The organism is Hafnia alvei, from assembly GCF_034424155.1.
Classification (GTDB): Bacteria; Pseudomonadota; Gammaproteobacteria; order Enterobacterales; family Enterobacteriaceae; genus Hafnia; species Hafnia alvei.
Genome location: NZ_CP139992.1, coordinates 1,028,148 through 1,045,425, shown reverse-complemented (window position 1 = coordinate 1,045,425; position 17,278 = coordinate 1,028,148). Strand labels below are relative to the sequence as shown.

General features: G+C 46.6%; 19 protein-coding genes. 1 reads left to right on the top strand and 18 read right to left on the bottom strand.

Annotated features, from left to right (window positions below; all coding sequences use genetic code 11):
• The first annotated feature begins 7 nt into the window (after positions 1–7).
• Positions 8–1,009 (top strand): fimbrial protein, encoded by a 1,002-nt coding sequence (locus U0008_RS04795; protein ID WP_043491389.1) that lies wholly within the window; start codon positions 8–10, stop codon positions 1,007–1,009.
• Positions 1,010–1,274: 265 nt separating this feature from the next.
• On the opposite strand, the gene U0008_RS04790 is transcribed toward U0008_RS04795, so the two are convergent.
• The 18 genes from U0008_RS04790 to U0008_RS04705 form a co-directional block, all read right to left on the bottom strand.
• Complete coding sequence (locus tag U0008_RS04790) at positions 1,275–1,538, bottom strand: FaeA/PapI family transcriptional regulator (RefSeq protein ID WP_071889956.1); 264 nt, start codon at positions 1,536–1,538, stop codon at positions 1,275–1,277.
• Between the two features lie 129 nt (positions 1,539–1,667).
• On the bottom strand, positions 1,668–2,369 hold the full coding sequence (locus tag U0008_RS04785) for a LuxR C-terminal-related transcriptional regulator (protein ID WP_025800503.1): 702 nt from the start codon (positions 2,367–2,369) through the stop codon (positions 1,668–1,670).
• Positions 2,370–2,388: 19 nt separating this feature from the next.
• Entirely contained in the window at positions 2,389–3,051 is a 663-nt protein-coding gene (locus tag U0008_RS04780; RefSeq protein ID WP_226929911.1) for an EAL domain-containing protein, read from the bottom strand.
• Complete coding sequence (locus tag U0008_RS04775) at positions 3,048–4,121, bottom strand: PglL family O-oligosaccharyltransferase (RefSeq protein WP_248298844.1); 1,074 nt, start codon at positions 4,119–4,121, stop codon at positions 3,048–3,050. Before U0008_RS04775 ends, U0008_RS04780 begins: the two co-directional genes overlap by 4 nt.
• A gap of 30 nt (positions 4,122–4,151) precedes the next feature.
• Positions 4,152–4,775 carry a pilin glycosylation ligase domain-containing protein gene (locus U0008_RS04770; RefSeq protein ID WP_226929910.1) on the bottom strand — a complete coding sequence of 208 codons (624 nt, stop codon included), beginning with the start codon at positions 4,773–4,775 and terminating at the stop codon, positions 4,152–4,154.
• A 63-nt stretch (positions 4,776–4,838) separates the two neighbouring features.
• A complete protein-coding gene (locus U0008_RS04765; RefSeq protein ID WP_025800500.1) occupies positions 4,839–5,369 on the bottom strand; it encodes a fimbrial protein in 531 nt (176 codons plus the stop codon).
• Positions 5,370–5,419: 50 nt separating this feature from the next.
• Positions 5,420–6,043 (bottom strand): fimbrial protein, encoded by a 624-nt coding sequence (locus U0008_RS04760; RefSeq protein WP_025800499.1) that lies wholly within the window; start codon positions 6,041–6,043, stop codon positions 5,420–5,422.
• Positions 6,044–6,054: 11 nt separating this feature from the next.
• A complete protein-coding gene (locus tag U0008_RS04755) occupies positions 6,055–6,777 on the bottom strand; it encodes a fimbria/pilus periplasmic chaperone (protein ID WP_025800498.1) in 723 nt (240 codons plus the stop codon).
• Positions 6,778–6,781: 4 nt separating this feature from the next.
• Complete coding sequence (locus U0008_RS04750) at positions 6,782–9,337, bottom strand: fimbria/pilus outer membrane usher protein (RefSeq protein WP_043491386.1); 2,556 nt, start codon at positions 9,335–9,337, stop codon at positions 6,782–6,784.
• A gap of 187 nt (positions 9,338–9,524) precedes the next feature.
• Positions 9,525–10,052 (bottom strand): fimbrial protein, encoded by a 528-nt coding sequence (locus tag U0008_RS04745; protein WP_025800497.1) that lies wholly within the window; start codon positions 10,050–10,052, stop codon positions 9,525–9,527.
• Between the two features lie 151 nt (positions 10,053–10,203).
• On the bottom strand, positions 10,204–10,749 hold the full coding sequence (locus U0008_RS04740) for a fimbrial protein (RefSeq protein WP_025800496.1): 546 nt from the start codon (positions 10,747–10,749) through the stop codon (positions 10,204–10,206).
• 788 nt (positions 10,750–11,537) lie between these two features.
• A complete protein-coding gene (gene cobT / locus U0008_RS04735) occupies positions 11,538–12,587 on the bottom strand; it encodes a nicotinate-nucleotide--dimethylbenzimidazole phosphoribosyltransferase (protein WP_043491383.1) in 1,050 nt (349 codons plus the stop codon).
• 35 nt (positions 12,588–12,622) lie between these two features.
• Positions 12,623–13,171, bottom strand: a complete 549-nt coding sequence (gene cobU / locus U0008_RS04730; protein WP_043491453.1) for a bifunctional adenosylcobinamide kinase/adenosylcobinamide-phosphate guanylyltransferase — start codon at positions 13,169–13,171, stop codon at positions 12,623–12,625.
• On the bottom strand, positions 13,171–14,712 hold the full coding sequence (locus U0008_RS04725) for a cobyric acid synthase (RefSeq protein WP_043491380.1): 1,542 nt from the start codon (positions 14,710–14,712) through the stop codon (positions 13,171–13,173). The genes cobU and U0008_RS04725 overlap by 1 nt, the downstream gene beginning before the upstream one ends.
• Positions 14,713–14,721: 9 nt before the next feature.
• Positions 14,722–15,552: an ATP-binding cassette domain-containing protein gene (locus tag U0008_RS04720; protein ID WP_043491378.1), complete on the bottom strand. Its 831-nt coding sequence runs from the start codon at positions 15,550–15,552 to the stop codon at positions 14,722–14,724.
• Positions 15,549–16,226, bottom strand: coding sequence for an energy-coupling factor ABC transporter transmembrane protein (locus U0008_RS04715; RefSeq protein ID WP_043491375.1), 678 nt, complete (start codon positions 16,224–16,226; stop codon positions 15,549–15,551). The genes U0008_RS04720 and U0008_RS04715 overlap by 4 nt, the downstream gene beginning before the upstream one ends.
• Entirely contained in the window at positions 16,213–16,494 is a 282-nt protein-coding gene (locus U0008_RS04710) for an energy-coupling factor ABC transporter substrate-binding protein (RefSeq protein WP_040046791.1), read from the bottom strand. The genes U0008_RS04715 and U0008_RS04710 overlap by 14 nt, the downstream gene beginning before the upstream one ends.
• A 1-nt stretch (position 16,495) precedes the next feature.
• Positions 16,496–17,224: an energy-coupling factor ABC transporter permease gene (locus tag U0008_RS04705; RefSeq protein ID WP_025800489.1), complete on the bottom strand. Its 729-nt coding sequence runs from the start codon at positions 17,222–17,224 to the stop codon at positions 16,496–16,498.
• Positions 17,225–17,278: the final 54 nt, after the last annotated feature.

Sequence of the window (17,278 nt, the reverse complement as noted above, 5' to 3'; positions counted from 1 at the left end):
GTGATAAATGAAACACGCTTTATTTTCAAAACTTGATGCAAAACGCCTGCTACCACTCGCGGGATTATTGTTCGCATCGTTTCATGCTTCTGCTTTTGACTGCGTTGAAAACGGCACCGGCGTTGTTGACAAGCCGGCTATCGATATTGGCGAATTAGCTATCCCCGCTAACGTTCCCGATAAAACCAAAGTATGGGAGTCTAATCCCATCACTGTGACGGCTTATTGCGATAACAACACGAAAAGTAACTTTCAAGACTTCGTGACCTTCTATTTTAATCCTAAATCAAAATCTTTAGGTCAAGGATTAAAGCTAGGCGTAACCTACGAAGGAAAAGATCTTGAACAAAATGGCCAAGGATTGCAGGTGCCTGGCGGCGGCCCAGTCTATAAAAAAGGGTCAGGTACACCAACGTTTAAAGTCGTTACCGTTACCTTTCGCCTCTATATTCGTGTTGATGGAAAACCGCCAGCGTCAGGTCACTATCAAGGAGCCGATGAGTTTGTTGTCTTTCAGCTCGATGGCTCAAGTGGGATCAATTTTCGCCCAGATGCAAAAAACCTTAAGTATTCACTCTCAGGTTTAACCGGAACACGTTTTTTAAGCTGCGGCGCGCAAATAAAACTCTATCCAGAAAATCAGAATCTCGATTTTGGTGATATTGACCGAACAACGCTCAGCAGCGGTGGCGTACTCTCAAAAGAATTCAGCGTAAAAGCAGTGAAGGAAGGCGGATGTCTAGAAGACTTCTCCTTAACCTCTGAGTTCTCAACAACTGAAACCCTGCTAGATAGCACACATATTAATTTAAATAACGGCGTAAAACTCAGTTTCACGGATCAAGATAGCAAAGCCGTCGAGTTCAATAAATATACTAACTTCGGCAGTATGAAAGGTATTACTGAGTTGAGTAAAAACTACAAAGCCAGTATTTCAGTGATACCAGGACAAACGATCAAAGCAGGGCCTTTCGTGGCAACGACGATCGTTAAAGTCAATTACTATTAACTTCATTTAGAAAAATCCTAATATCCTATTTTCCTAAGTGATATTTTTAGATTAATAAGTAGAAACGCAGACGAGGTTTCCCTCATCTGCGCTATTATTAAAACATATATTAAATTCATCTGCTGATTATTAGGATTTTTCCATTGCAAAATGCCGCAAAAATACTCCGTACATAAATATGTTCGGAGAAATGGAAATGCGACAGTCTACCCGCTAAAGGAATAAGTGCAAAAGTTAATAATCAACGATGGGGTCTAGCTCTAAATTAGCGGGTTGGAATACACCAGCGTAGAGAATTGCTACGACCAGCTCCTCCTTGATAGCAATTTACCTTGCCTTCACCGACAAGCTGCAATAGCCAGTGACGTGTAACATAAATGCTTTCACCACTTTCTTCTGCAACCTCTCTGGTTTTTGGCCAACATGATTCAGGTAGATAAGGGTCTGTACTGCGAGTTTCCCCCATTCTAATTGAACATATTTTACCCAAATTCATGTAGATTCTTTCTTTCTTCGTTAATTTATCCATTTCCAACTCCATTGACTCGTTATCGTTGAACGTTATGTGTCTTTGTTGTTGCTACCGCATGTGCGGCAATTCTACCGTCCCTGGCGGATACTTCTCTCATCGAGAGATGAGGGTCCAAACTCAATTCCATTAAAGCGCGACAGTATGAATTAATTCCTCTTGCAAACGACGTTTATTATTCAACTCAATCGCCGGCGTGTTTAAATAAAAAAGGCGGCGACGGCCAGAGACATAAGTGAGTCTCTCTTCATAAAGTTTCATCAAAGCCAAAAGCTCGGCATCGCTATTCAAATTAAATTTATGCATAACAGAGCGTTTGTGACTGCTGATGGTTTTAATATTTAATGAAAGTATCCATGCAATGCGTTCAACGCTAAAACCTAGGCATATATAGCGCACCACCTTCTCTTCCTGAGGAGAAAAATAAAGCGCTTGGCATTCTTGGCAGTTGCGTACTCTTTCTTCCCCAAGTTGTGCATGCTTCCAGGCCTGTAACAGCTTGAGACTCAACGAATTCAAAGTCTCTTTGCGGCTGATAAACAGCACATTTTTCAAACAATCAGGTAGCCGTGACAACGGTGGCTGCGCTGCTTCACTGCATACACCAACCAACAACGAATTTGCCTTTCGATGTAATAACTCATGGTGACAAACTTGAGCACCACCATTTTGGAATATCTTTACTACAATATCGGAAGCAACCAAGTTCTCTTGACTGGTTTCGAGTAGTTCAAGCGTTCCATAATCACTTGAAGCAAAGTTTTTCTTTATAAAATGCCACAGTCCTTCACGGTAAAAGGCATTATCATCATCAATCAAAACTCTAATCATCTTGTCACCCGGAAGCTTATTATTGGATTATTGTTTCTGGCCAAAGATAGCCTTGTAAATGGCTAGCACCTGAGCGAGCAGCAATATCCCTATGCTGTAAAGTTTCAATACCTTCAATTAATACGTTAGATGTTATTTGATAACACCTTTTAACTAGTTGCTTGAGCTCGAGTGGTGAAAACTGAGTACGCCAAAAAGCGTACTTATCAATTTTGATACCATCAAAGCAAAAATTAAGCTCACACACCGTAGATAATAATGGTTCATCAAGATCGTCTAGCCAAACGGCTATATGACGTTCACGCAATCGCTCAAGATTATTGACTAACTGTGCTTTGTCTACATCATTCAGCCCAACTAAATTCTCTGGGTCCTGTAGTTCAATTACTAATTTTTGTTCTGGAGATATCTGAATTTTATTTTCTAACTCCGAGCCCAACAGATCGCGAACAGATAAATTTACAAAATAATGGTATCCCGCAGGGTTACTCGCCACCTGTTTAACCTGTTGGTTGAAAATCGAAATTAATATATTTTCTGGCGCATGCTGAAAATAATATTCAGAATCGACATCCTCGGTAAAATAGCTAAGCACTTCATACCCAATAATCGAGCCTGTTTTCAATTCAACGATAGGCTGAAGTTTAATTCCTGCTGGCGACTGATGGTCAAACATAGTCATTCCACCTCCCTTGACGTAATGGCTATCGAGTTTTGAAAACGGGGATCATGAGAAAATATTAGGCTAGCCTCATGGCGCTGTTTTTCTGCCTCATCTGCTTTATTGCTAAAACTCAATATGGCAATACGATAGGCATATACATTTTTATCAACATGGTGTGAAAGATATTGCTGCGACCACGTGATATAGCTCTGTAATATTTTAGGGTCACGGCTGACGTTATATTGCAAAAGCTGGTTCACCTGACGATCATATTCAATGCGTTCTTGAAATATCCAAGGCTGCCAAAACTGTTGCTCTAATCGAGGGAAATCAATATTTACCTGTCTTAGCTGTAGCTGTTCCGCTTTAGTCAACAGCACTTGGGTTTGTAATGTTGAAAGCATGATTCCCAGACCACCACACGCCCCGGCTAGGGATACGGCTCGAATGGTCCCCGCAATCTTGGGTTTCGTTACCACACGCGGCTTAGAAAGCGCCGAATCCGTTAGGCTCAGCAACAGTAAGAAAATCAGCCAGTGCCCTGTGGACATATAAAACGGATATTCCAACTGGGTATGCACCGCGAAAGGCAACATCAGAAGCCATAGCGTAAATAGGCTTTTATCCGTTCGCCGCCAAGCCAATACCATTAAGCGAAAATAGGCGGTAGCCAGAAAAATATATCCAGCCAGTGCAGCAACACCGCCCTCAACCCAGCCAAACAACAGCTCGTTATGTGGGTGGGTAATAACGCCCATTCCGGTTATCGGTGGCGTCATGCCAAGGGCAAAATGGGCAAAGCTGTACTCGAAACTGCCATACCCCCACCCAAGAATCGGATGGTTCATAATCATCGCCAGAGTAATCTGTAAGATTTTCCAACGTTCCAGATTTGAGCCATCATGAGAGACGGGGATAACCAGCTCAGCGCCGACTAACAGCGTATAACCAAGCAAAATACCGCTGATGATTAAGCCGACAAATGCAGTCGTCCGACGTGGCTGATTCCTTACGCGTAATAAAAAGTTAATCAGCACAACGGCTATCGCACCGATATAGCCGGCACGCGACTGAAGCAAAACGAGCATCGCGGGCAACAAAACCAACGCAGCCAACTGCTATAGATGTATTAGACGATGAACAACTGAACTTACTTTGCTTCTTATGTTCAGCGGTTGGGGCAAATAAAGCAGATGCAACGAGCAGGCCAGCCCCGTGGCCATAAACGAAGCCATCACATTGACCTGACGAAACACGCCAGTTGGCCTAACGCCCTCATCACCCAGCGCCATCAAACCTGAGAGTGGAGGCAGCAGAGTGAGCTGAATAAACCCGATGACGCTCTGCACCAACGTCGCAAACAGCAAGAAATTAAGCAGCAAGATGCGCCAGCGAGAGCTAAAGCGGCATTGCAATAAGGTGAAATAAAAAATTAGCCCTGCCACTACACCAGCCATTTGCAGAAGAGCCTCTTTCAGCCATTTTTCTGATGTATAAAATAGAGGAAGTAACAGCAATAAAATGCCGATAACAATTAAATTAGATGTGGTTGTCGTAATAATGGATTGATGGCGATTAAGCAGCCAATAGGCAAGAACAGATAGCGCAATAAACACCCAAGCAACAATATTTCCCGGCACTCGCAATCCGCTTCCGCCCATACTTGGAATAAAGACGTGCATCGCCAATGCTAAGTAAATTAGCAGCATGACTGAAATGGCTTTTCGGTTAATCACTTGCATTCTTTACTCTTAATAACGCTTTACGCTATATCGATTGGAAAAACCTTTCGATAAATATATCGACTAGGGATATTCAAGATGAAATTCTACCGTAGTATTAAAGTCCCCTTCTGTAATGCTGTGGTCGGCAATACTTTTTGGTGAGGCCTGTAAAAATGCAGCAAACTTAAAGGAGTTGGCGCCTTGAGTCAGGCTGTACTTAGCCGACCCCGTATTCAGAGGGATAAGCGTGGATGGGTTTTGAACATCACCAGATATTGACTCTATGCCGATTGCTAAACCTTTAACTTGAGCACTTTTTAAAGAAAGATATCCTTTTTGATCGCCATCTTCTGCGCCAATAAAAGACACCAGCACCGTTTTCGAAATTGAAACGTCACAATTTTTAAGACCAATGCTGAAAGGTTTAGAGTCAGAGCGACCTGCTAAATAAAATGTCTTAATCGCAGTAACACCAAAATCAACACTCTGTCCATCAGAGTTTATGTCAACCTCACAAGGTTCACTGACGACTTCACCATGAAAGTTAATATCTATCGTTGCCCATGAAGTGCTTGAAAATAGCGCTAAACATAGCAAGGCTAAAAACTTCATATTTATTTTCCTCAGCATAACTACGAGCGCATATTTCTGATTAAAATGCTTTACTGGTACGAAATATTTAAATTAACCGTGGTATGAAATTCACCTTCGATCAGTTCTTCAGGAATTCGCTCCAGCATGGCATGCATCACTAAATCCATATTTCCTTGAGACATGATCAACGGTTCGCTATGTTCACCGGGGATCAACTGACGATGTTTGTCATCTTCCAATCGCAAACCAACCCCTCGTGCTGAGCCAAATATCTTCATCAGATATTTATTATTGTCACTCTCCACACCATTCACGGTGATATAGGAAACCAACTGTCCGGGAAGATAGGTGATATTGCCGCCGTGCATATTGTCTCGCGGTGAGTTCCCCACTACGCCGCAGTCCTTCAGTCGGATATGCACCGCTACGGGATCGGTTCGATTTCCCACACGATTCAAACTCACACGAGAAATCGTTCCTAAATTCACCGATTGTTCTTTCGATTCCATTTCCAGTACGCAGGTCGGTTCCGTTAATGCGCCCTGTACTAGGAGCTCGCCATGCATACCAAAAACATCCCAACCATCAATGTCTTCTGCATTAGCCAATCGCAGATCCACCGCGGTGATACTCCCTGAAAACAGGAAGAGCCACAGCGTTGTGCGAGCAAACTTTAGACATGAAGTACGCATAGCATTCACCACTAGCCTTGGTTGGCAACGGCACGGCACTCGCTACCATTACAGGTAAATTTCAGTTCAGGGCGACCGCCAAAATCGTTGATATAGGTGACATATGGCGTGGCATAAACTGGGGAAACCGCCTTAAGAGTCGATTTTGGCGGTACCATCACAGGACGAAAATCATTTGCTGAATCCGACTTCGCCTGTCCAGATATACCAATCACGGTGAGGTAATAAGGCGTTGGGTTGTGAATCTGATATCCATCACCGACTTTCGTCAGCACCACTTTTTCCTGCCAAATCACATCTGAATCGATCGCGATCGGCGCTGGTCGATAAAACAGTTTGATCTTGGTTTGCAACGCAATCTGCATCACGTTTTGTTTAGTACTACGCGGCGGGATTTCGCGTACGTTGAAATAGAATACGGACTCGCGATCCTGTGGAAGTTTGGCAACCCCAGCCATAGCATTGATTCGGATCTGGCTCTTAGCACCAGGTTCAACGCGTTGAACAGGCGGCACAACCACCAGCGGGTCGGTGATCTTCTGGCCATTGCTATCTTCCAACCATGACTGTGCCAAATAAGGCAACTGAGTATTATCGTTGCGAATATTCAGACTGATCGATTTTTGGCTACCGTCAAAAATAGCGCGAGTACGATCGAGAGCAATGGCTGCATCAGCTGCCTGAGCAGCCAGTAACAAGACGAAGCCTAATGATAAAGTTTGTTTTAATTTCATAATGTTATTGCTCTTCATGGATGTTATCTGTCGATTCTAAAGCAGCGCTATCTTTCGCTACCGTGGATGTTTGGCTTTGCGCTACCGCATGGCACGGCAAAAGCAGTTGCTCCTGATCTCGCAAGGTTTTAGGAATGGATATCGCGCACTGTGCTGCGCCATCCCATAACACGTCGAGTGACTCCCCGCCCTGTAGGCCGGTTAACCAAGCTATGCCGCCATCACCTACGATCGCCAATTCCTTGCCTTCACTATTTCTTATGCTGGCGCCAAACGGTGGGTGGCTCCCATCTGCCAGTGCCAGTACCGCCAGCGCTTTCGCACCTTTGATTACGCCAAATTTACGGTAACCAATTGCCCCGTCAGTCAGCGCTGAGTCCACTACTGAGCGGCTAGAATCCACGTCGTCGGCCATCTTGGTTAAATCAATGCTGGTTGAATTACGGTAATAGCTGTTCATATCCGTAATCACCCCAATGCCGTAACCGTTGGTATGCACGCGGCCACCGTTAATCGGAACGCCACCAACGCCTTCGGTATCTACCATCAAACGCGTACCTCCGCTGATCCCGCCCGAATGTAACGCCGCACCTTTCGCCGTAATCGTAGCGCCACCCTGCATCGTCATCCCCGCCGAGCTATAGTTGCCCTGCGAATAGGCGGCGTTGGCGCTCATATCAGCGAAATCGCCGCGATGACTGTAATAACCATTAAATTGTGTACGGGTGCTCTCATCGCCGCCGCTGCTTACCCCAGTTGAAACTCGGTAGTTATTGTTGTTATCAACACGGTCGTAATAGCTCACGTTCTGGCTATATCGATTGTTGCTGTACTGGCCGTCATAGCCTATTGATGCGGAGTTCCCCATCGGAATAGATAGGCTCACAAACACCGCATCATCGTTGCGTTCGTTAATCTTGCTGCGCGTGGCTGAAACGTTGAGAGACACATTTTTCAGTGAAAATAGGCTCACATACGTGCTTCCAGACAGGCTATACCGGTCATCCGTTGGCTGATCCCAATAAGTCTGATGGCTATAGCTGAAGTAAAAACTCAGTCCCACTTCGGAGAAGTTTTTGTTCGCCGTGATGGTATAAAGCTCTTTATCGTGGCCTGAGTTTTCCTCGTGATAGCGCGCATCCAAGAATTCGCCCATCGACATATAGTCACGCTCGGAGAAGCGATAGCCCGCAAAGGTCACTTCACTATCGTACTCATCAAAACGTTTGGAATAGCTCAGACGCCATGACTTCCCTTGACGTTTCTCTTCTCCGGGTAAGCGAGCAAAAGACTGCGTTACGTCAGCAGAAACAGCACCGAGCAAGAACAAGTCGCGCCCAATACCCATCGACGCCGAGTTGTAATCACCTGCAAGAATGCTACCGCCATACAAAGACCAACTATTGGCAATCCCCCATGAAAACTCACCGGTTGCAAAAGTTGGGCCTTGTATATGATGTTCGTAGGTTGACGGACGCCCCATCGCAAACTTATAGCGCACCATTCCGGGGCGGGTCAGATAAGGGATCGTCGCGGTATCAACCTGAAATGTTTGAACCGTCCCATCCTGCTCCTCAACCTTTACGTCAAGCTTGCCGGTCACTGCGCTACTCAAATCTTGAATACGAAATGGACCCGATGGCACCGTGGTTTCGTACAGCACACGTCCTTGCTGAGTCACCACAACCTTGGCGTTCGTTTTAGCAATCCCCGAAACCTCCGGTGCATAGCCACGCAACGCAGGAGGCAGCATTCGGTCATCGCTGCTTAAAGACATCCCGGTATAGCGCCAAGAGTCGAAAATACTGGATGAGAGATAGTTCTCCCCCACCGATAGCGTTGAACGTAGCGCTGGCAGCGCGCGATACATATAAACGCGGCTCCAATCCATATTGTGCTGGCTGCTCTGTGATGAGCCTGAAGCACGGCTATAGCTGCCCTGATAGTCACCACGCAAACGCCAAGCACCTGCGTTAGCCCCCACGGTTCCGCTTATGCTGGCATTTTGGCTATTGCTACCTTCATTAGGGCGACTCATCGAGGCATTCAGGTTGTAGTCCAGCAGCAAACCGGGGATGCCTTCATCCCAACGTGACGATGGAACCCAGTTCGGATCGCTGTACTCGATCCATGCCTGTGGAACAGAAAGCTGCAAACTTGAGTTCGATAAATCGCCACGAACCGTTGTGCCATCCAACTGACTGAAATCCGCACACTCCCCTTGATGCCAGTAGGTCACTTTATTTAAGGCGGCAGGTTTCAATCCCAATTCACTGACTATTTGCGGTGAAACGCAGGCTTCGCTGCTGTCTGCCTCGTTATCACGCGGGTAGTAATTAAAGGGATACTCACCCACGTTTTGATCATTTACTCTCAGCGCTAACTGATACAGACCAGGCAAGATATAGTTGGCTTTTGAGAAACGAGAAAAGTCGATATTTGCCTTATCTGCGGTATCTAGCATATCCGTATTAAATTCCACGGCCTTGCTGGACATACTGGTGCTAGCCAATGCAAACGCCATGGCCAAACTGATTTTATTGATATGGAATGTAGACATTACCGTCTCTATTATTTTCTAGCCCAGATGTACCAAACAAAAACAGTTCTTACAGAAAACCATTCACCAAATGTGCGCATAACATGAAGATAAAAATCTGCCTGAAATTCGTTTTTATGCGCAAACTCCCCTTACCCAATATGAGGTAACGATGAGGAGAGTAATTATTTTTCTATAAAATCTTTTTTTATAAATATTCCACTTTGAACTTCACAATAACGCTGTAACTCCCAGCGCGTAATTCGTGCTTATTTCGCTGAATCGCCAGCTTATAATTCAAATCCATCGACCCCACATTTAGCGGAATATCCGGTAAGGCTTTCCCCGGCACAATAGTATTGCCAGCCTCATCTTTTAGTATCAGACCAATCCCGCTGGCCTCTCCATGAATACTGAGTAAATTGGCAGTATCATCTCTCACCCCATCAAACGTGAGATGCACACTTTTAAAGTCAGGACGCAAATTATCCTGAGAAGTCAGTTCACAGTTTTCCAATTTGATGACAAATGCTTTTTCAGGACCTTGCCCAGTACGTGCAAGCTCGCTAACGGGCAGAGTACCCAAATCAATAACCTGCTCTAATGATCCAGAAGATATGCTGCATGCGGTTGCCACTAAGGTGCCACCCATTCTGACGCGCCCTTGCTGAACATCCATAGCTCCCGCCGTTGTTACAACTAAAGCCATAAAGGCACAGAGCGTACGGACCACCATGCTATCTCTCCTGCTAAACCACTCTCTGGAAATAAGGGCGTTGTCATCAACGCCCTCATCCATGACCACAACATAATTTTTAAATAATCTTTCCTGTAATCAAGCACTCAGCATTCTCAGTGCGGTTACAGTTCCAATCATTCAAGAACAATTAGTTGTAAGTAATCACGAAGTCAGTCTGGCTGGTGAAATCACCTGCGGTGATAGCAGAACCTGAAGCACCTGTTGCCTGCACGTAAGCAGCAAAGTCAAGTGAGTTATCGCCTTGAATCAAGGTCTTAACTTCAGTTTCTTTACCCAGTTCGAAGTCTTTACCGTTAGCATCGGTAATACCAACACCCACGCCTGATGCTGTGCTGCTGACAATACCTAACAGGTTGCTTGAACCCTTAGCGCTAGTACCGTTGAAAGTAATAGAAGCTTTAGGTGCAGCACCGCCGCTTACGTCACAACCAGTCAGCTTGATGTGGAAATCAGATGGAGTTGATTTAGCACCGTCTTTCAAGGCCTTAATTGCAATAGAACCCAGATCGATAGTCTGATCGCTGTTATTAGGCGCAATTGAACATGCAGCATCAACAATAGAACCGTTGAATTTAATAACACCGTTGCCGCCTACTGTGCCTGCTGCATTAGCCGCCGCAGACGCAATACCCATAGTCATAACCAATGCCACAGCTAATTTATTCATTTTCATTTTTGTTTCCATAATTTAGATAATAAGAGATCCTTCGCCAGTAAAGGCGAAAATATCCATAATGTATTTATTCCCTGTGAAATTTTATTTTGTGGTTTTCAGATAAATATATTTATTAATTTATCTTATGCAAACAGGAGATTAAGCCATAACACCAGTTAAAAATTTCACTTCCCAGATAAAAATTGTGTAATCCGTACTCATATCTGGCTCCGGAAATAATAATTCCGACATTGTCATAAAAAAACAAAAATTTACACTAATAGGTTAATACGACAGTTTCACCTAAATAGGATAATTCCTATGACTTATGCGAGCTACTTTGTCGCACATTCAAAAGTTGCGATATATAATCTTTTAAAGAAAGATATTATAAAAAGTTAAATTTTATAAAGTGTAAAAATCCGGTGTTTAAAGCTAAAAACCACCGTTTTTGATCAAATCAAAAACAATAATTAAACATAAATTCAACAATGGGAGATGAAATACATATGTGGCAATAGGATTAATACCAAATAATAAATTTTATTGTTTTTAATAAACGTTCATAATTCTGCAAATAGTTTTTTCACTTCCCGAAAAATACATTGATTTTCCTGCCAATTAGGCCTATTCGCGCTAGTAGCATGATTATTATTTTATTGAAATATATCTCTCAGGATTTGAGATGTTATAACAAAAACAATGTTGTGAAATGATGATGGAGCGGTAAGAAATTTACGAAGGGAAAGTGCGGCAGAGCCCCTGTACCAGAGGGATACAGGGGAAAGTGAATGCTGAAAGGAGCGTTAAGCAGGAAGAACTATGTTGCTATCCGCCAAGCTGCCAATCTCGTTATAGGCCGCACATGCGGCGTCTACGATATGCATGGCAACAGCGGCGCCGCTGCCTTCGCCCAAACGCATTTCTAGCTGAAGATAAGGTTCAAGTTTCAGCTGCTCTAACGCAATACGAGCGCCTTTTTCTGCAGAAAAGTGAGAAGGGATCAGATAATCGTGAACCTGCGGTGCAATCTGGCAAGCAACCAGCGCCGAAGCGTAGGAGAGGAAGCCATCGAGTACCACCGGAAGCCCCGCTGCCGCAGCACCTAACATCAGCCCTGTCATACCCGCCAAATCGAAGCCTCCAACTTTAGCTAACACATCAATTCCATCGTCTGCGTTTGGCTGATTGTAGGCAATGGCACGACGCACCACGCTAACTTTGTGCTGAAGTTGGTCGCTCGGGAAATTAGCTCCAATACCGACAACGCGTTCCGGGTCGTTATTCGTCATCACGCTAACAATCGCGGCGGCTGGAGTGGTATTCGCTATTCCCAATTCGCCGACACCGAGCAAGCGCACGCCACTCTCTGCCTGTTGCATCGCCAACATTGCCGATTTAACTAATAGAGTTTCTGCCTGCTCACGGCTCATCGCGGCAGTTTGGGCAATGTTTCCACACCCTCGCCCCATACGCATATCAACCGCGCCAGGGATCGGATCGCAGTCAATGCCCGCATCAACAATCACCACCTCGGCACCGGCATGTTTTGCCAATACGCAAACGCCCGTCACGCCATGCACCATATTCTGGGCTTGAATCGCCGTTACCGAGCGTGGAGAAACCGCCACGCCCTCTTCAAAAACGCCATGATCTGCCGCCATCACAATAATTTTCTTCTGCTCTACATTCACCGCATCTTCACCGAAAATACCGGCTAGCTGCACGGCTAACTGCTCCAGACGCCCCAAGCTGCCTGTTGGCTTTAACAGACCATCGAGTTTTATCTGGGCTTTACGCATCGCGTCTTGGTTCAATGGTTTAATCTGAGCAATGATTTGTTCTAATGTTTGCATGGTTGTCTCTGTTGAAATGTAAACGACCGGAGATATCAGCCTTTTATTTTTACTTCAATCCCTGATATGACGAGGTAAACCTGCTGCGCCTGGGCAGCCAGCCGTTGATTGACGCGCCCAGCAATATCCCTAAAACGTCGCGCAAGCAGGTTATCCGGCACAATGCCCATCCCAAGTTCGTTGGTAACGATATAAATGGGAATATCACTTTGGCTACATGCCAATATCAACGCATCGATTTGCTGGTGTATGCCTTGCTCAAGTGCGGTGAAATCCATCTCTTCAGCGGCCACGTTGCCCGCCTGTTCAAACAGCAAATTGGTGATCATCGTCGTGATGCACTCAAGCATAATGGCGTTACAGCCTTCGCCTTTCTCGCTCACAACGGCGTCAAGATCGCGATAGCCTTCGTGTGTTATCCACTGTACCGGACGCGTTTGCCTATGGATCTCAACCCGCTGAGCCATCTCGTCATCGGTTATCACCGAAGTCGCGATATATAGCACCCTTTCGCCGCGTTGAGCGGCCAGTTTTTCCGCCAGCGTGCTTTTCCCACTGCGCGCCCCGCCGGTAATCAAAATCATCATTGGCCCACCTGTTCAGCAACGTGTTCACGCATAAGGCGATACACAGCGTCGATATCAATATTCTGGCGCATTGCCGCGGCCAGCAGATCAAACTGTTGATCCCTAAAAGTCTGATACTGGAACGCTTCTCCCACGAGCGGCGCTAAACCTTTGCGTTCTCGCAGCGCGTTCAACAAACTACGCGTGAAGTCGTCTGAATCAAAAATGCCGTGAATGTAAGTACCAGCTACTGAACCATCGGGGCTAATCGCACCTTCACATTGATTGATTTCTTCGCCGTTACGTTGCTGCAATAACGTCAATGGTGACGCCTGCTCACCGAGCTCGGTGTGCCCCATATGAATTTCATAGCCCGCTAACGCATGGTCTTGGCAGGCAGCAAAAATACCGCTTAACACAGGCTGAACCTTTCCAATGACACGGGTAGTCATTTTTTGGTGCGAAAATTTAGTTTCACAATCCAACAGCCCAAGCCCTGCCATCTGGTCAACGCCGGATTCCACGCCATCAACAATATGCCGTCCTAACATCTGAAAACCACCACAGATGCCTAGCACCGGCGTGCCTTGCTGATGCGCAAGCAAGATTTGATGTGTCAGGCCGCTATCGTGTAAATAGCTGAGATCGCTTAAGGTGTTTTTACTACCGGGTAAAATCAACAAATCGGGTGCGCCCAGTTCATCACGATGCGTGACATAGCGCAGCCGCACATCCGACTGTGCATTGAGCGCATTAAAATCGGTGAAGTTTGAAATATACGGCGTTTGGATCACCGCGATATCCAATACGTTCTCACTTTGCTGGCGATACTTGCCTTTTTGCAGCGCAACGCCGTCTTCATCTTCCAACTGCACATCGATCCACGGCATCACACCGATCACAGGCACGTGAGTCAGCTCTTCTATCTGGCGCAAACCTGAGGTTAATAAGCTCACATCACCGCGGAATTTATTAATAATGACGCCTTTTACCCGCGCCCGTTCATCAGGTTCCAGCAAGGCCAAGGTGCCATAGATGGAGGCGAACACCCCGCCACGGTCGATATCGGCCACCAGAATAACGGGAACATCCACTTTCTCGGCCATCCCCATATTCACAATATCGCGATCGCGCAGATTGATTTCCGCTGGGCTGCCCGCGCCTTCCAGCACCATGATATCCACTTCATCCGCAAGACTGTGATAGACCTGAGCAATCTGCTCCAGCAGTTGTGGTTTGAATTCGTGATAGGTCACCGCGTCCATCTGATCGGCCACTTTTCCCATCAGCACCACCTGCGCACGACAGTCGCTGGTTGGCTTGAGCAAAACCGGATTCATACGCACATCGGGTTCGATGCCCGCCGCTTCGGCCTGAAAAATCTGTGCTCGGCCCATCTCTCCGCCATCAGCGGTAATCCCTGAATTCAGCGCCATATTTTGAGATTTGAACGGTGCTACACGATAGCCGTCTTGATGGAAAATACGACACAGCCCAGCAACCAGAACACTTTTACCTACGTCCGATGCGGTGCCTTGCACCATGATGGATAAACCCATGATATCTTCCTATTTAACCTGTTCTGGCATGAATTCCGGCTTGAAAGCAAACAGCTCATGCTCGGTTTTAAACAACGGCAATCCCAGCTGCTGATGCATTTTCACCAGCCATGGTTGGACTAATCCCGCACGTTGTAACATCTCGCGCTGTAGGAAAACCTCGTTCTCGCGCCCCTCACTCAGCAGTTTTCCCTGCGCGAGAACATACAGGTAATCGCAAACTTCATAAATCAAATCAATATCGTGGCTAGAGATCACCACGCGTTTACCCTGATCCACAATCTTCTGAATAATATGAATCATCTGCTGACGGCCTGAAGGGTCAAGTCCGGCGGTCGGTTCATCCAACAGCAGATAATCCGCATTCATCACCAAAGCGCCTGCAATCGCCACGCGTTTTTTCTGCCCGTGACTTAAATACTGCACCGGTTTATGGCGAAAACTGAGCGCGTCCACCAGCGTTAGAGCCTGCTCGGTGCGATGACGAATGGTGTCTTCATCAACGCCAAGATTACGCAGGCTGAAGGCAATATCGCTGTCAATATCGGTATAAAAAATTTGCTGGTCGGGCTCTTGGAAAACCATCGCCACCTGCTGGCGCAGTGCGCGAAGGCTACGTTTGTCGTAGCTCAGTTTTTCTCCCTGCCACATCACGCAGCCCTGATGTGGCTGCAATATTCCCAGCAGATTCATAAACAACGTAGATTTCCCACAGCCGTTGGCACCTAATAAACCGGTTACCTGACCGCGATTAAAATCCAGCGAGAGATCGTGCAGCACGCTCTCCCCGTCCTGATACTGAAAACTGAGATGCTGAGTGGCGAGTCCAGAAGTGCTCACAGATGAAAATCTCCGTTGTACAATTTAACTTCTAACGCGATGCTCATCTGCTTATGACGCTCCATCACGCGCGCCAGCAGCATGCCGACTAACATCGACAACGAACGGTAGCCCGTGCGCAACGAAACATAGCCAAACCGCAGTGACTGAGCGCGATGAATAGCAGCGGCTTCCTCAATAAAAATGAAGATAAAGCGGTAGGTCAGCAGCACTTGTTCAATCAATACCAGCGGAAGATGGCTGCGCTTGAGCAGGCGCACCCACTGGCTGAAAGGCGTGGTTAGAACGAAGAGGTACGTCGCCGATAACGCCGCCAAGCTGCGACACAGCGTATTCATCCCCGTGATTAATCCATTGCGCTCAACGCCCAAGGCCAAATGGCCGATGTGAACGCTATACAACAGCGTATCCACCTGCCACGAGAACGACAGCACCACGCCCAGTAGCCCAGTGAACAAAAATGCCAACGGCACCGCCAGCCAGCGGAGATAACGCCGTACCCCCACACGCAATAAATAACAGGTGAGCCCAGCGCAAAACAGCAGCACGCACAGTTGGATCCACGGGGAACCCAACAGTGCGGTCAGCAATAAAACCAGATACAAGGCAAACTTATGCTCTGGTTTTTTTTGGCTCCAGCGGCTGCCGTAAGAAAGCTTATCAATCTCCAGCATGAACGGTGCGACGCCCTCGGTAATAACCCAAGATATAGAAAATCACCGCAGCACCGAAGGAGCCTTGCAGCGTGAACAACAGGCTTTCTATTTCACCGCTTGCAGGTTCATACAGCGGCTCAAACCACGGTTTATAGCTAGGTGCCATTTGAGCAATCACGCCTTCGGCCTGATCGTCTGAACCGCCATATTCGCCGCCGTGATTAATGAAGAAAGGCAAAACGGCCAAAGCAATCACCAGAAAGATCAAAATCAGCGTTTTTTTCATTTTAAAGGCTCCTTGCAGCAATCAGTTGGCGCTTGCATAGTTGGTCATAAATCAGCACGGTTAGCAGCCCTTCAGCAATAGCGATAGGCACCTGCGTCAGGCAGAAAATGGCCATAAATTTGGTTACCGATGCCATAACGCCTAGTTGAGGATCGGGGAAAGCCAATCCCAACTGTACCGACGTCACAAAATAGGTCACTAAATCGGCTAATGCCGCGCACAGGAACACCGCTACATCACGTCGCATTCCTGCTCGAGTCGCTAATTTCCATACCACGTAGCCCGCCATCGGCCCAATAACCGCCATCGACATTCCATTCGCGCCTAGCGTGGTCAAACCGCCGTGCGCCAAGAACAGGGCTTGGAATAGCAAAACAATAGCGCCGAGCACCGAAACCACCCACGGGCCAAACAAAATCACGGCTAAACCCACGCCGGTTGGATGCGAACAGCTGCCTGTTACCGAAGGAATTTTTAGCGCCGACAGCACAAAAATGAAGGCCGCACATAACGCCAGCAGAACTTTTTTATCGCTGTCATCGCGTACGATGGCTTTAAGACGCGTTGCCCCAATCACTAAACAAGGCAAAAACATCAGCCACCATGCCAAGGCCCAGAAAGGCGGTAAAAAGCCTTCCATGATATGCATAGCAAATGCTTCTTGTGGCGCGAGCGTCAGCAGAACCGCCAGCGCCATGCCGTAGAGCGGGAGTTGTTGGAGGTTTTTCATTTATGCCCCTTATTTACGTTTATAACCCCCTCCCAACCTCCCCCTTCGCAGGGG

Excerpts from the sequence above, each read along its gene's own strand:
- U0008_RS04770 (WP_226929910.1), bottom strand. The coding sequence starts at position 4,775 with ATGCAAGTGATTAACCGAAAAGCCATTTCAGTCATGCTGCTAATTTAC.
- U0008_RS04725 (WP_043491380.1), bottom strand. The coding sequence starts at position 14,712 with ATGGGTTTATCCATCATGGTGCAAGGCACCGCATCGGACGTAGGTAAA.
- U0008_RS04745 (WP_025800497.1), bottom strand. The coding sequence starts at position 10,052 with ATGGTGGTCCGTACGCTCTGTGCCTTTATGGCTTTAGTTGTAACAACG.
- U0008_RS04795 (WP_043491389.1), top strand. The coding sequence starts at position 8 with ATGAAACACGCTTTATTTTCAAAACTTGATGCAAAACGCCTGCTACCA.
- U0008_RS04760 (WP_025800499.1), bottom strand. The coding sequence starts at position 6,043 with ATGCGTACTTCATGTCTAAAGTTTGCTCGCACAACGCTGTGGCTCTTC.
- U0008_RS04750 (WP_043491386.1), bottom strand. The coding sequence starts at position 9,337 with ATGTCTACATTCCATATCAATAAAATCAGTTTGGCCATGGCGTTTGCA.
- U0008_RS04715 (WP_043491375.1), bottom strand. The coding sequence starts at position 16,226 with ATGCTGGAGATTGATAAGCTTTCTTACGGCAGCCGCTGGAGCCAAAAA.
- cobT (WP_043491383.1), bottom strand. The coding sequence starts at position 12,587 with ATGCAAACATTAGAACAAATCATTGCTCAGATTAAACCATTGAACCAA.
- U0008_RS04785 (WP_025800503.1), bottom strand. The coding sequence starts at position 2,369 with ATGATTAGAGTTTTGATTGATGATGATAATGCCTTTTACCGTGAAGGA.
- U0008_RS04755 (WP_025800498.1), bottom strand. The coding sequence starts at position 6,777 with ATGAAATTAAAACAAACTTTATCATTAGGCTTCGTCTTGTTACTGGCT.
- cobU (WP_043491453.1), bottom strand. The coding sequence starts at position 13,171 with ATGATTTTGATTACCGGCGGGGCGCGCAGTGGGAAAAGCACGCTGGCG.
- U0008_RS04775 (WP_248298844.1), bottom strand. The coding sequence starts at position 4,121 with ATGCTCGTTTTGCTTCAGTCGCGTGCCGGCTATATCGGTGCGATAGCC.
- U0008_RS04705 (WP_025800489.1), bottom strand. The coding sequence starts at position 17,224 with ATGAAAAACCTCCAACAACTCCCGCTCTACGGCATGGCGCTGGCGGTT.
- U0008_RS04710 (WP_040046791.1), bottom strand. The coding sequence starts at position 16,494 with ATGAAAAAAACGCTGATTTTGATCTTTCTGGTGATTGCTTTGGCCGTT.
- U0008_RS04740 (WP_025800496.1), bottom strand. The coding sequence starts at position 10,749 with ATGAAAATGAATAAATTAGCTGTGGCATTGGTTATGACTATGGGTATT.
- U0008_RS04790 (WP_071889956.1), bottom strand. The coding sequence starts at position 1,538 with ATGGATAAATTAACGAAGAAAGAAAGAATCTACATGAATTTGGGTAAA.
- U0008_RS04765 (WP_025800500.1), bottom strand. The coding sequence starts at position 5,369 with ATGAAGTTTTTAGCCTTGCTATGTTTAGCGCTATTTTCAAGCACTTCA.
- U0008_RS04780 (WP_226929911.1), bottom strand. The coding sequence starts at position 3,051 with ATGACTATGTTTGACCATCAGTCGCCAGCAGGAATTAAACTTCAGCCT.